Origin of the sequence: Aeoliella mucimassa (assembly GCF_007748035.1) — a bacterium.
In the GTDB taxonomy this organism is placed as follows: domain Bacteria; phylum Planctomycetota; class Planctomycetia; order Pirellulales; family Lacipirellulaceae; genus Aeoliella; species Aeoliella mucimassa.
Genome location: NZ_CP036278.1, coordinates 6,324,736 through 6,337,893 on the forward strand (window position 1 = coordinate 6,324,736; position 13,158 = coordinate 6,337,893).

The 13,158-nt window shown below is 59.7% G+C and carries 8 protein-coding genes; 4 read left to right on the plus strand and 4 right to left on the minus strand.

Annotated elements, in window-relative coordinates:
- Positions 1 to 148 precede the first annotated feature (148 nt).
- Positions 149 to 1,210 (plus strand): TolB family protein, encoded by a 1,062-nt coding sequence (locus Pan181_RS24790; protein ID WP_197528686.1) that lies wholly within the window; start codon positions 149 to 151, stop codon positions 1,208 to 1,210.
- Positions 1,211 to 2,180: 970 nt separating this feature from the next.
- The gene (locus Pan181_RS24795) at positions 2,181 to 4,259 is read left to right on the plus strand and encodes a hypothetical protein (protein ID WP_145251520.1); all 2,079 of its coding nucleotides are present in this window, start codon (positions 2,181 to 2,183) and stop codon (positions 4,257 to 4,259) included.
- 14 nt (positions 4,260 to 4,273) lie between these two features.
- On the opposite strand, the gene Pan181_RS24800 is transcribed toward Pan181_RS24795, so the two are convergent.
- Positions 4,274 to 4,594, minus strand: coding sequence for a peptidyl-tRNA hydrolase (locus tag Pan181_RS24800; protein ID WP_145251522.1), 321 nt, complete (start codon positions 4,592 to 4,594; stop codon positions 4,274 to 4,276).
- A 40-nt stretch (positions 4,595 to 4,634) separates the two neighbouring features.
- Positions 4,635 to 5,744: a putative glycoside hydrolase gene (locus Pan181_RS26400; protein ID WP_197528688.1), complete on the minus strand. Its 1,110-nt coding sequence runs from the start codon at positions 5,742 to 5,744 to the stop codon at positions 4,635 to 4,637.
- Between the two features lie 252 nt (positions 5,745 to 5,996).
- Between Pan181_RS26400 and Pan181_RS26405 the strand changes: the two genes are divergently transcribed.
- Entirely contained in the window at positions 5,997 to 6,794 is a 798-nt protein-coding gene (locus Pan181_RS26405) for a hypothetical protein (protein WP_197528689.1), read from the plus strand.
- Positions 6,795 to 7,143: 349 nt separating this feature from the next.
- On the plus strand, positions 7,144 to 8,904 hold the full coding sequence (locus Pan181_RS24810) for a SulP family inorganic anion transporter (RefSeq protein WP_145251525.1): 1,761 nt from the start codon (positions 7,144 to 7,146) through the stop codon (positions 8,902 to 8,904).
- Positions 8,905 to 9,015: 111 nt separating this feature from the next.
- Here the strand turns inward: Pan181_RS24810 and Pan181_RS24815 are convergent, their stop codons facing one another.
- Positions 9,016 to 10,434 carry a DUF1501 domain-containing protein gene (locus tag Pan181_RS24815; RefSeq protein WP_145251527.1) on the minus strand — a complete coding sequence of 473 codons (1,419 nt, stop codon included), beginning with the start codon at positions 10,432 to 10,434 and terminating at the stop codon, positions 9,016 to 9,018.
- A 55-nt stretch (positions 10,435 to 10,489) separates the two neighbouring features.
- Positions 10,490 to 13,075 (minus strand): PSD1 and planctomycete cytochrome C domain-containing protein, encoded by a 2,586-nt coding sequence (locus Pan181_RS24820; RefSeq protein WP_145251529.1) that lies wholly within the window; start codon positions 13,073 to 13,075, stop codon positions 10,490 to 10,492.
- Positions 13,076 to 13,158 lie beyond the last annotated feature (83 nt).

Here is a 13,158-nt window from a genome sequence, read left to right on the forward strand (position 1 = left end):
GCAAAGCGGACCTCCAGTCGACACAGTCGGCATAACCCTTTCCTCCGTTCTGCGAATCATGAGCTACGCTTGTGAGATACCGGGCGCTACGCACACGTGCGTGGCGGAAACAGGCAACCTCACCAGCTGTCAGCGAGTAATACGAATCATGGGTCAGCAACTCAGCGGAACTATCGTGTTTGCCAGTGGCAAAACAGGCGACTACGACATTTGGACTTGCGACCTCGAGTCGGGCACAATGACCCAACTCACTTTCGGCACCGGCTGGAACGACAAGCCAAACTTCTCGCCCGACGGTCAGTGGGTGGTTTACGTGAGCGACCAAACCGGCAACCGCGAACTGTTCAAGGTTCCCACGACCGGCGGCGACCCGATTCAACTCACCAACCTCGGCAATCGCTGGGCCGACTCGCCGTCGTTCAGCCCCGACGGCAAAGCCATTGCCTACGTGTCGAACGAAACCGGTAACAACGAACTCTGGGTAATGGATGCCGAGGGTAACGAGCGCAAGCAAGTAACCGTGCACGAAGGCTCCGACGACACCGTGTCGTGGACTCCCGACGGCCACGGGCTGCTCTGGTCGAGCGACCGCGGCGACGACGCCGATATTTGGCACTACGATCTCCTTTCCGATACCAAGACCCAGCTCAACGAAGACCGCGGCGGCGACTATTCGCCAAAGCCGAGTCCCGATGGGTCGGTCATCGTGTTTGTTTCGAATCGCCAGGAAACGCCCGATCCCAGCCAACCTTACAAGGATCGCGATAAAGACCTGTGGATGATGACCAGCCAGGGTGAACTGCTCGTGAAGCTCACCGAGAACCAGGGCGCCGACTACTCGCCGGCCTGGTCGCCGTGTGGCAACTATCTGCTCTACACTGCCGACGATCACCGCAGCGATTGTCACCTGCGTGTGCTCGATGTCTCGCAGTTGGTCGAAGCGTACCAGTCGGGCGATCAGGCGACCGTCGAGCAGGCGGCCAGTCGCTTGCGGACCGAAGCAGTGCAGCTCGACCGCGATCCCCTCAAGGCCGAAGTCAACGCCACCCGGCACGCCACGTTCCTCACCAGCTTGCTTCCGGATAGCTGGATGAAGTCGTGCTACCCAGCTGGTTACTTTGGACTCGAACGCAACCCCGACTGGACCGGCGTGCAAGTCGGCGCCGGCACTCTTGCAACCGACTCCAGCACCAGCGACTACGCCGGCTAACCCTCGCAGCCGACGCTCGACCAAGCCTGCAAACCTGCGCTGGACAATAGATTCCCACTGCTGGGCAAATAGATTCCCAATTTACCCAACGATGGGAAAATTGAATCTTCGCCCACGCTATAAAACCAGTGGTTTTCGCACTGGAATAGATTCCCATTCCCAAAAACGCGTCGAGTGGGAATCTATTTTCGCGGTGGGAATCAACCGCAAGTCGTTTGTTAGCAGTGAGTTGCATCAACACCTCCGCGATAGTTGCCCAAAATAGATTCCCACCCATGGGAAAGTATTTTGAGTTGGGAGTTGGATGTTGGGAGTTGGAAGTTAGAAAGGGCAGTAGGGTAGGTCCAGGAGCTTCCAGCGACGCAGCCCCACCACCGCATTACCAACACGCGCAGCAGCGAACGCCCACACACACGACCATTCACCTGCGTGTCGCCAGTCGTTCAAGTTCACAGCAAGCTTCACATCTGATTCACTTCCTTTCATAAAAAGCCAACAGCCGATAGCTGAAAGCCGATAGCCTTTGATACCTGTCCATTAGAACACCACAAGTGGCCAATTCCCAGCGAAAAGTGGAATGATCAGAAAAATCGTTTAGCCCGCATCCGAAGGCGATGGCTGGCGATGTGGAACAAGTGCGACTCCTAATTTCTCGCGAAGAGCCGCAGAGTACAGAAGCACAACCGACGTCCAGTCGGCATCGACAGCCTATACGCCCTCTCTCTTCAGCATTCCCTGAAAGGGACTCTTCGCCCAGCAAATCCCTGCCCTGGTCGCATATTCAACCTGCAAAGCTGTCATCTGACTGGGGCCCAAGTACCACACCTCGACGTCTAGTCCAGCAGTAAACTACTAGTACTAAACAAGGAATGCAGTGACAACATCCCCCAAGTAGAATAGTGGTCATTCGTGCAACGCTAGATAGCACGACTTGCTGGTGAAGCACTCGCTTCTCTGAGGGGGAAGACAATTGGATACTACTGGCTTTGATGCCTACTACAAATGGCTTGGCATACCTGCCCACGAACAACCACCGAATCACTATCGACTGCTGGGAGTCGAACTGTTCGAGGAAGACCCCGACGTCATTGCCGCTGCGGCAGACCGTCAAATGGGCCACGTTAAGTCGTTTGTCACAGGGCCCTACGCAGCTCATTCGCAATTGTTGCTCAACGAACTCTCGAAAGCTCGGGTCTGCCTGCTGAATCCGAAGCTTAAACCGATCTACGACGAGCAACTTGCCAAAGAGCGGTCGATGCGACTGAAGTCGACGATCGAACAACAAGGTACTCCCAATCCGCCACAGCCAGCCTTGGTACCGGTTGCCGCCCCCGCGCCGGCAATTGCAATGCCGGCCCCGATGCCGGGGCTGGAGCAGATTGCCGTACGCGCCAGCAGTCCTGCGGTTCGTCGCCGACGCAAGAAAGGTAATTCGCTTCTCTTCCAACTCAGCCTCCTGTTGGCCAGCAGTTCGGTACTCGCCGCACTGGTTTGGTACGCTATTCATCGAGCGCCGGCCACTCCGGTAGTGGTCGCCAGCCCCGAACCGAGTCGTGATACGCCCCCCCAACCAACTCAGGAGCAGCTGTTTCCTCAAGAAACAGCTCCGATAGCGGAGACCAAACCGCGACCGATCACAAGCGGGGGAGTCTCCATTCCTACGAGTTCGACGCGCCCGAATATGGGTTCCAACGCAAATGCGATGAATGGTGGATTCACAATTCAACCGGGTGGGTTTGGCAGTTCGGCTCCAATCGTGAACAACTCTCCCACCCGATCCCTCCGACCTTCGCCGAATCAACGTCCACCAGCTCCTCTTGGTACTCGTCCGTTCGCGGGCTTCACAAGAGTGGTGCCGCTGGAGGAAGTCTCAAGCCAGCCCTACCTCATTGGCACATTGCCGAGGCCAGTAGAAGGTTATGACGAGTTCCAAGTTGCGCTGTTAGTGCCTGAGTATCTTCAACGAGGGAGCGGCATCGTGCTGCACGCCGAATCAGCAAGCGGCTCGAATGCAAAGTGGCTGGTTTACGAGCAGGCACCACCACTGGAAACGGGTTTTGCTATTGAAGCGGAGAATTCCTCGGCACCGCTCCCGGTCGCCGAGTTCTGCTTAACAAAAGAAGAGTTTACCCTTGCGCTGGTGGAAGAAGCAGATAATCCCCGGCTGTTAGAAAAACTCAAACAATGCTTGCTACAGTTATCTTACGATAGCGACTCGCACTTCGTGCAACTGCAAGCCCCGACCGAAGACCCTGAACCAATCGTCATTGGCAACTGGGTCGAAGCGTATGAGCATCAGTTACCAATCGATTCGATTCCGAATCTCCCTCCCACTTCCGAACTCTATCTGAACCTCCATTTACTCAACGGCTTCCCCCGTACGAACTCCGTGAATGGCGAGACCGAGCGACTGCGTCACGAAGAGCGACTGCTCCTGCAGTTTACTTCCTCCGACTACGCAGGCCTGGGACTCTACTGGGAACAGAAGGGCAAAGTAATTTCGGTGAATGTCGCCCCTGGATTTCGGCTGCTCTCCTATCCCAACGAACTGCAAGTGCTGTCGAGCAGCCGGCTCGATCGAGCCGAAAAGCGCATGACGAAAGACAAATCGTCGGCCACTAGAGAGTTGAACCGCCGACTTCGCGACCGCCCGAAACTCAATGGCAACCTGGCGGCCGCCCGAAACATGAATATCCAACTCCCCGGTGGAGGAACCACTCCTCCGCTCCGCGCAAGGAAGAACGCAGCCATCAACACTGCACAAGCAGCGGTGAACCAGAACGAAGCCAGAATCAGAGCCATTCAGCAACTAGCACCATTGGTATCTCAGGACGAACGAACGCGAATACCCGCTTTGCGATCACTCGTCGCGCAACTGGAAGACAATGCTTCGCTGGGCTTCGAGTTGTTCACGCCCGTCGGCCGACACCCAGTGGTGATCTACCGCAAAGGGCTGCCACCGATCGAGGACCCAAGGATCACCGACAAGCCAACCCACGTCCCAGGTGAGTCGGGTGATGGGGACACGGATGCCATGGATCTGTTTTAAGCTTCTCTGCCGATTCACTCACGATACAACCGCAGGTAGCGAAAGCTCTTGGGCCATTCGTCGCGTGGTTTGAAGGCGATGGCTACTTCTTGGTCGTCGAGCGACGATTCGGTCAGCACCACTTGGTCGGCGACGGCTTTCGCGTGTTCGAACTCTTGGTCCGTGACCTTGCAGACCACTTTGTGAAACGGGCCCGACAGCCACTGCTCGACTTCGGGGGTGTCGCGAAACTGCAGGTAGGCCGCCAGCGAGGCGTGGGCCACTGCGACCATGGCCTGGCCTAGCGGAACGGAATCCTTCACGAGAATGTACATCTTTATGCGCTGACTGCTCATTTCCAGTCGATGGTTGCTTGTTTCGTTTCGACGTCGACCCTCACCGCTGCGTGTTCGAACTCGCGGTGGAAGGTCCAGCCTTGGCGTGTGGCCGGGCCCTGGGGGCACCGAGCGGGTGGTCGAATTCCGGGTACCAGTCGAACGTGCCGTACTCGCCGAGCCAACCCCAGGTATAGCAGAAGTAGCAATGCTGCTCGGCGCCGACCAGGAAACAGGCGAGCGGAAACGTGATATTGTCACAGGCGACCTGGTACTGCTCTGCGTGAGGCTTCTGCATCAGCTCTTTATCGCTCCACCAGGTAAAGCCAGGCCAGGCTTTGAAGACGACGATGTTGCCATCGTTGGCCGCCTTGCGCATGGTTTCGATCGTGTTGGCCAGGTACTCGGGGCTTTGTTGACGAACGTTGGCCCCGCGGTCGAAGTCGTCGACCATCGCCCCGTCGGTAACCGGCAAGTACTGCTCGCCGAGGCCTGGGTGTTTTTGGTCGTACCCGTGCAGTGGGTTGAAAAGAATGAGTTTGCCGGGCCCCATTTTATCGCGTGCCTGGTCGAGCATGGCAAAGACGCCTTGGTCCATCGCGGCGGCTTGCTCGGCACCAAACAACCGACTCCACGGCCCCCGCGGCGATCCGGCGGTGAGACCATCGACAAAGATGCCGTCGCACTCGTAGTCGTGTACCGCTTTGCCGGCGATATCGGACCACCAGTCTTGCACGTCTTGCCGACGGACATCGAACTGCCGGGTGTCGCGTCCTCCCTTTTTCGCGTGCAGGTAACCACCCGAGGGGAACGTGGCGTTCGACAACTGCCATTGATGCTTCGGCATGTCCGACGCCCAATAGAACAGCACCTTGGCCTTTGGGTTGCGCAGCTTGATTGCCTTGGCGGCCGCGGCGATGTTCGGCTCGACCGGGGCGTTACGCAAGTTGCCGCCGGTAAACGTAATCAGCGAAAAGTGATCGGCCAGAAACTCGTATTGCTTCGGCTCGAGCCCTTTGCCGATGCCGAGGTGGGCGTAGAGCGGTACGTGATTCCAGTCGAACTCAGGGTACCCCTCGTCGGCATGGCTCGGCTTGGCGGTCGCCGGCAGCAGAACGGTAACGAGCAACAAGCACAGCGGGAAAAGCAAGCCGCGGAAAAGGTATCGCATCGCAGCACCTGGGGTCGCAAGTAAGAAAGTAGCGAACAGTACCCTTGTCAGTATTGCCGGTCGCAGCGGGATTGCAATCGCACGCTTGGGCGAAGGAAAACCCGTAGTACGACCAAAGAATTCGTTTGCAGGGAACCGCCCCGGTTCGATTCCAAAGCCTTTCTGCTGGAGTGCTCCCCATGTTCGGGTGATTGAAGTACACTGGAAGCATTGGTTGGTGGAGACTGTTTTCTTTCTGTTGTGGGGCGAGCCATGTTTCGTGTTAATTGTCCGAACTGCGGAAATGCCATCGAGGCTCCTGACGACTACGCGGGGAAAGAGGCCAACTGCCCGCACTGCCGGCAACCGTTCACGTTGCCCGAAGCCGGCGCGGCCGCAGCAGGCGAAACGGTCGCCGAGCTGCCGATGCCCGGCCAGGCTTCCACGACTGGGCGAGCGAACCCGACGCAAGCGTCGTATCCACGTCCGCAAGCGACGAAGTCTTCCAACACTGGCACCAACATCCTCGTCGGTTGTCTGATTGCGTTCTCGCTGATGTGCGTAGGTGGGTGCGTGGTGATTGGCTGGGTTAGCAATCGCTTTTTGGAGAACATGGTAGAATCGGTGGAGAGAATGGAGCAACAAGCGCAGGCCCAGCACAAGGCTCGCATGGCGAAGCTGCAACCGGTATTCCGGCAAATAACGGTTACCAACCCGCGTATCGATGCGGTCGACGACGGGGCGTCGCCGAATCGTCTGTTCGCTACGTTCCAGAACGACTCGGACGTGGCCATCCAGACGATCACGGCGGAGTGCACCTATCAATCGGAGTCGCGAGAGATCCCCTGGGCCGAGGGAGCGGTGTACTTCTCGTTCCCCGGTGGGCTCGAACCTGGCGAAACCAAAGAGGTCGAAGGTTTCGTGATGGACTATAATTCTGAGCTTGAGAACGTTGCGCTGGAGGAGGACGCCGAGCTGACGCTCGAGTTCACCGATGCCGAAGTACCGTCGCTGAACCTCCCGTCCGACGCGATCGACGCTGAGTTCTTTTTCGAGGAAGAATTCGAGTAGGTCTTGCCCGATCGAAGGCTCGTGGTGAGAAACCCCGCACGCTAGCAGCGGTGCCTGGGGGCGGGATGGCCGATTTTCTGCCGTGTTTCCCGGTCGAATGGTGCGCAGGCCTTGCCGATCGTCGGATCGCAAGGTAGCCTTCATACTCCCAGGCGATAACCCTATAAACCCTACCACTCCATGACACACCTATCGCAGCCTGCCCGATCGTCGGTTTCCCCGCCCTAACGCACAGGGCGTTGATTTCTCGTGTGTCTCTGTTTGTGCCCTCCCGCGCCTGGCTTCCGGTACCGTTCTCGGTAGTGGAAGTTTGCCGTCGCTGTCCCTCCCCCGGAAGCTCCGTTTCTCTATGCTTGATTTATTTCGCTCGCAGCCGAAGAACCTGAAGAATGAATTGCTCTCGGGCCTGACGGTCGCCATTGCCCTGATGCCCGAAGCCATTGCGTTTGCGTTTGTCGCGGGTGTGTCGCCGATCATTGGTTTGTACTCCGCGTTTTTTATCGGACTCATCTGCGCAGTGCTGGGTGGTCGCCCGGGGATGATCTCGGGCGCGACCGGAGCGATGGCCGTGGTGGTGGTCGGACTCGTCGCGATCCATGGCATCGAGTACTTGTTTCCCACGGTCATTCTCTGCGGTCTGCTGCAACTGCTAGTCGGCGTCGCTCGACTCGGCGTATTGATTCGCATGGTGCCACACTCGGTGATGCTCGGCTTCGTCAACGGCCTGGCCATCGTCATTTGCATGGCCCAGTTCGGTAGCTTCAAAACCGTGAGCAACGTCGGCAACCTCGAGTACATGCAAGGCCCGGCCCTGTGGATCATGCTCGGTCTGGTGCTGCTTACCATGATCATCATCTGGGTGCTGCCGAAACTCACCAAGGCGGTGCCGGCGTCGCTGGCGGCCATCCTGCTGGTGTCGGCCATTGGTATCAGCGCCAACCAGATGCTTCCCGACCACATGGCGGCCGAGAACCAAAAGCACGTGGTGATGACCGTTGGCGACATGCTGGCGACCAATGCCAAGGTATCGGCAGCCAACGCGGTACTCGCTGACGAGCAGCCAGCGGCGGCCGACTCGCACGGAGCCGCTGCCATCGATGCCGAATCGCTCAGCACCGAGCAAACCGCCGCGATCACCGCGGCGATCGAGCACATCGACCCCAGCACCACCAGCATTCGCGCAGGGCTGCCGACACTGTTTTTCCAAACGTTCAGCCTGCCGCCGATGACACTCGAAACGCTTCGCATCATTTTTCCCTTCGCGGTCGTCCTGGCGGCAGTCGGTTTGATCGAGTCGCTGATGACGCTGACCGTGATCGACGAAATGACCGAAACCCAAGGCAACAGCAACCGCGAATGCCTGGGCCAAGGCATCGCGAACATCGTGTGCGGGCTGTTCGGCGGCATGGGGGGTTGTGCGATGGTCGGGCAGTCGCTCATTAATGTTGAGTCGGGCGGGCGAGGGCGAACCTCCGGGGCGTTTGCCGCTTGCTGTTTGTTGACGTTTGTCCTGTTCTTCTCGCAGTGGATTGAGATGATTCCCATGGCCGCGCTCGTCGGCGTGATGTTCATGGTCGTGATCGGCACCTTCGAGTGGGCGTCGCTCAAGTTGTATCGCAAGGTACCGCTCACCGACTTCCTGGTGATGGTGATCGTGACGCTCTACACCGCGATTGTGCACGACCTGGCGTCGGCCGTGATCATCGGCGTGATCGTCTCGTCGCTGGCGTTTGCCTTTAAGCACGCGAAGAACGTGGATGCCGATGTGCAGTTCAACGAGTTCGGTGCCAAGATCTATCAGCTGCATGGGCCGCTGTTTTTCGCCTCGGTCGCGCAGTTCAAAGAGCTGTTCGACCCGCGCAACGACCCCGAAACAGTCGTCATCGACTTCTACTACACCCGTGTGTACGACCACTCGGGCATGGAGGCGATTCACGCGATCGCCGCACGGTACGAGCAGCTCGGCAAGACCGTGCACCTTACGCACCTGAGCCCTGCGTGCCGGGAGATGCTGGCCAAGGCGAAGGACCTGGTGCACGTGTCGCTGTCGGACGAACCGCAGTTCCACGTTTCCACCGAGCGACTCCAAGGGCAAGCCGTCGAGGGTTAGGGCAACTTGCTCTCGCGTGGCGACTAATTGGCTCGGCATGTCGCTACGGCGATTGGTTTATTAGAACGTGCTGGGTGGCCATTTCCCAATGGAAAATGCCAACTTTCAGTATTACGCCAGCAGGTCGTGGACCACGTTGCCATGCACGTCGGTCAGGCGGAAGTCGCGTCCTGCGTAGCGATACGTCAGTCGCGTGTGGTCGAAGCCCAGGCAGTGGAGCATCGTTGCGTGCAGGTCGTGCACGTGCAACGGGTTTTGCTCGGCGCGGAAGCCAAACTCGTCGGTCGAGCCGTAGACCTGCCCGCCTTGGATGCCGCCGCCAGCCATCCACACGGTGAACCCGTGATGGTTGTGATCGCGGCCGTTCATCTTGCCTTGGTTCGAGCCTTCCTTCGGTAGCTCGACCACCGGAGTGCGGCCAAACTCGCCGCCCCAGAGAATGAGTGTTTCGTCGAGCAGCCCGCGCTGCTTGAGATCGGTGAGCAGCGCGCCGATCGCCTGGTCGCTCTCCTTGGCCAGTCGGGCGTGCCCCACCGCGATGTCGTCGTGGTGATCCCATGGCTGACCGTCGCCGTGCCAGACCTGCACGAACCGCACTCCGCGTTCCACGAGGCGCCGGGCGACGAGCATCTGCCGCGCCTGCAGCCCGTCGCCGTACATGTCGAGAATGTGCTGCGGCTCGCGCGACACGTCGAACGCATCGGTCGCTTCGATTTGCATACGATACGCCAACTCGAACGATTGCATCTGCTGCTCGAGCTGAGGATCGTTGCCGCGTTGGTGGGCGTGCTGATCGTTCAGCGCGCTGAGCAAATCGAGTTGGCTCCGCTGGTCGCGGCGGGCGACGCGATTGTTCTTGATGTTGTCGATCAACTGCTCGACCTGCTGATGCCGAGTGTTGACGTAGGTCGCCTGATACACGCCCGGCAGGAACCCCGATTGCCAGTTTTGCGATTCCTGAATCGGAAAGCCCGGGCACAGCGAGACAAACGCCGGCAGGTTCTTGTTCATGCTTCCCAGGCCATAGGTGACCCACGAACCGACACTCGGGCGGATGAGTCGCCCGTCGCCACAGTTCATGAGCAGCAGCGACGGCTCGTGGTTCGGCACGTCGGCATGCATCGACCGCACGACGCAGATGTCGTCGATGCACTTGGCCACGTGCGGAAACAGCTCGCTCACTTCAATGCCGCTTTCGCCATGTTTCTGGAACTTGAAAGGGGAGGGGAGCGCTCCGCCGGTCGGCCGCTCGGTCCCAAGGTTCGAATACGGCAGCGGCTTACCCGCGTAGCGATCGAGAATCGGCTTGGGATCGAACGTATCGACGTGCGACGGACCACCGTTCATGAACAAGTGGATGACGTGCTTCGCCTTGCCCGGGAAGTGCGGCGCCCGGGCGGCGAACGGGTCGGTACTGCCTTGGGCGGTGCCAGCCAGCAGGCTGCTGGCCATGATCCCTCCCATGCCCATGCCGGCTCTGGCAAAGAACTCGCGCCGCGAAACGGTAGGGCTTGTCGGTTGGTGAGGCATAGAAGTCACACTTTTATTGAAGGCAGCGAAAGTTTTAAAAGCCGCAAACGGTCGATCAATCCACGTACAAAAACTCGTTCGACATCAACAGCACCTGAGCTAACTGCGACCACAGGTCGAGCGGCTCCGCGGCCGGACCATGGAAACCTTGCTCGGTGTTCCAGGTCTGGCGGTCGCCGGGGGTTTCGAGGGTCACGGTCGCTCGCCATTGATAGCTGTCGAACGCATCGTTCTCGCGGCAAGCCACGACGAAGTCGACGTGCTCGCCAGGCATCACCTGCTCGAGCCGCACCGGGGTGTTCTGCGTTCCGTGCGCGACGCTCCAACGACCAACGATGCCTTGACGCGATGAGACGATCAGCCCATCCACCCCATCGCCTTGCTGTTCGGGCCGGTGCAGTTGACCTTCGATCACCAGCGTTCCCTCCCGTGGAGCAGTCCAGCGACGGATGGAACTCGTCTCGGGACTTTGCCCAGGATGCCCGCCGGTCGGGCTGATCGACAGGTAGCCAAAGCTCTGCGGCGCGGGAAACGCCTGCTGCGCCTGCCAGCGATTCTCCTGGAAGTGCGGCAGCGGCTCGAACTGCACGTAGCCCGCGTCGATGCGACCGAACCCATAACTCCACTCATCGGGGGGCAAGGTCTCGGGCATCTGGCGGGCGATGAACTGCTGGGCGAGTTCCAGCTCGCCGGATGTTGGTTTGCGAGCCAGGATGCGCTCGTACAACTGCTCGATGCGATCCGCTTCCGACGGAGCATCCGCGGTCGCAGCACTCAACAGCATCGCGACGCGTTCGGCCAGCTGACCATTCATCAGGAACAACGCCTGCTGCGGCACCAGCGTGTGAGCCCGCTCGGGAGAGTGGGCGTCGGGGCTGGCGAAGTCGAACGTGCGGAATAGGTTGGGTAAATTCTGGCGGTCGATGTGAGCGTAGAGCGTACGCCGCGAACCACCGTTGCCAGCAGCAATCTCTTCCGACTCGCCACCGACGCGAGTATCGAGCTGACCGGCGACCTCGAGCAACCGATCGCGAAGCGACTCGAAGTCGAGCCGGCGACGATTCGCCCGGCCCCACAAGGCGTTCTCCGCATCGGCAGCCAGCAACTCGTCGCTCGCAAGGCTGGTTTGCTGGTAAGTGCTCGAGCCGACGATCTGCCGCACCAGTTGTTTGAGCGACCAACCGTTCTGCTGGAAGTCGACCGCCAGCAGGTCGAGCAGTTCCCGCTGCACGGGAGCGTCGCACCGCAGCCCGAAATCGCTCGGGGTGCCGACCAGTTGCTCGCCGAGCAGGTGGCCCCACACGCGATTCACGAACACTCGCGAGGTGAGTGGATTCTGCGGATGCACAATCGCCTCGGCGAGCTCGAGTCGCCCGCTGCCCGCTTCTACGTCGGCCGCGAAACTGGTGAAGAACGTGGGGAAGCCCCGCTCGACAATCGGCCCTCGATTGTGCGTAGCACCGCGGATAAACACCCCAACATTCTCAGGAGTCTCTTTATCGACGAGTCGCAGTGGGTATTTGTCGTCTTGTTCCTCGCGCGAGCTTTGCAGGATTCCATACAACGCGTAGTAGTCTTCGTCGCTCACCGGATCGTACTTGTGATCGTGACACCGAGCGCAGGCGACCGACAAGCCCATCATGCCGCGGAATACCACGTCGATGCGGTCGGCCACGATGTCGGGCTGGCTGTTCACGAACCGCCGGCCGAGGGTCACGTACCCCTCGGCGGCCAGGTGCCGCTTGTCTTCGGGCGTCTCAATCATGCGATCCGCTGCGAGTTGATACATCATGAACCGGTCGATCGGCATGTCGCTGTTTAGCGATTCGATGACCCAGTCGCGATACTTGTACGCATTCGGAAAGGTACGATCCTCGGTAAACACGTAGCCTTTCGTATCGGCGAATCGCGCCAGGTCGAGCCAATGCCGCGCCCACCGCTCGCCAAACGCGGGCGAGTCGAGCAAGCGATCGACCAACTTCTCGTAGGCTTGTGGATCGTCGTCGGCGACGAACTGCTCAATCTCTTCCTGCGTCGGCGCCAGACCGACCAGGTCGAAGTACAAGCGTTCGATCAAGGTTCGCTTGCCCGCCTGCGGAGAGGGTTTGAGCCCCGCCGCACCCAGCTTGGCGACGATCAGTCGATCGATGTCGGTGCGACTCCAGCCGGTTGGGTCCTTGACCGGAGTCGGCCGCGTGGGTGGCTGGAACGCCCAGTGCGTTGCTGCCCGACTGGCGATCGTATCCACCTGGGCGGCTGCTCCGTCGCGTGGGTCGGGCGCGCCGAGGGCGATCCATTGCCGGAACGCGGCAATCACCTCGTCCGAGAGTTTCTCGTCGGGCGGCATCTGCAGCGATTCGTCGTGATACTCCAGCGCCTGCAGCAAGCGACTCGCCTCGGGGTTGCCGGGCACGAGGATCGCCCCGCCGCGGCCACCCTGCAGCACACTCGCCCGATTGTCGAGCGCCAGCTCTCCTTCGGTCGCTCCGTCGGCCTGCGAATGGCAACTGTAGCACCGCTCGACCAGCACCGGCCGTATGTGTTGTTCGAAAAAGTCGACGCCTTCGTCCGCCAGTGCTGGACGTGCCAGCAGCGGAACAAAAGCCATCGCCGCAGCCGCAAGCTTCGGTAGACGATTCATCGCACTTTATGTTTGGCAGGAGGGAAGCCAGGAAGGGGAGGGCAGGGGCCCATGGCGAACTCAACGAGCACGTTTCGCCAATT

Bases quoted from the DNA above. Each gene is read 5' to 3' on its own strand.
- Pan181_RS24790 (WP_197528686.1), top strand. From the start codon at position 149: ATGGGTCAGCAACTCAGCGGAACTATCGTGTTTGCCAGTGGCAAAACA.
- Pan181_RS24800 (WP_145251522.1), bottom strand. From the start codon at position 4,594: ATGAGCAGTCAGCGCATAAAGATGTACATTCTCGTGAAGGATTCCGTT.
- Pan181_RS26400 (WP_197528688.1), bottom strand. From the start codon at position 5,744: ATGCGATACCTTTTCCGCGGCTTGCTTTTCCCGCTGTGCTTGTTGCTC.
- Pan181_RS26405 (WP_197528689.1), top strand. From the start codon at position 5,997: ATGTTTCGTGTTAATTGTCCGAACTGCGGAAATGCCATCGAGGCTCCT.
- Pan181_RS24810 (WP_145251525.1), top strand. From the start codon at position 7,144: ATGCTTGATTTATTTCGCTCGCAGCCGAAGAACCTGAAGAATGAATTG.
- Pan181_RS24815 (WP_145251527.1), bottom strand. From the start codon at position 10,434: ATGCCTCACCAACCGACAAGCCCTACCGTTTCGCGGCGCGAGTTCTTT.
- Pan181_RS24820 (WP_145251529.1), bottom strand. From the start codon at position 13,075: ATGAATCGTCTACCGAAGCTTGCGGCTGCGGCGATGGCTTTTGTTCCG.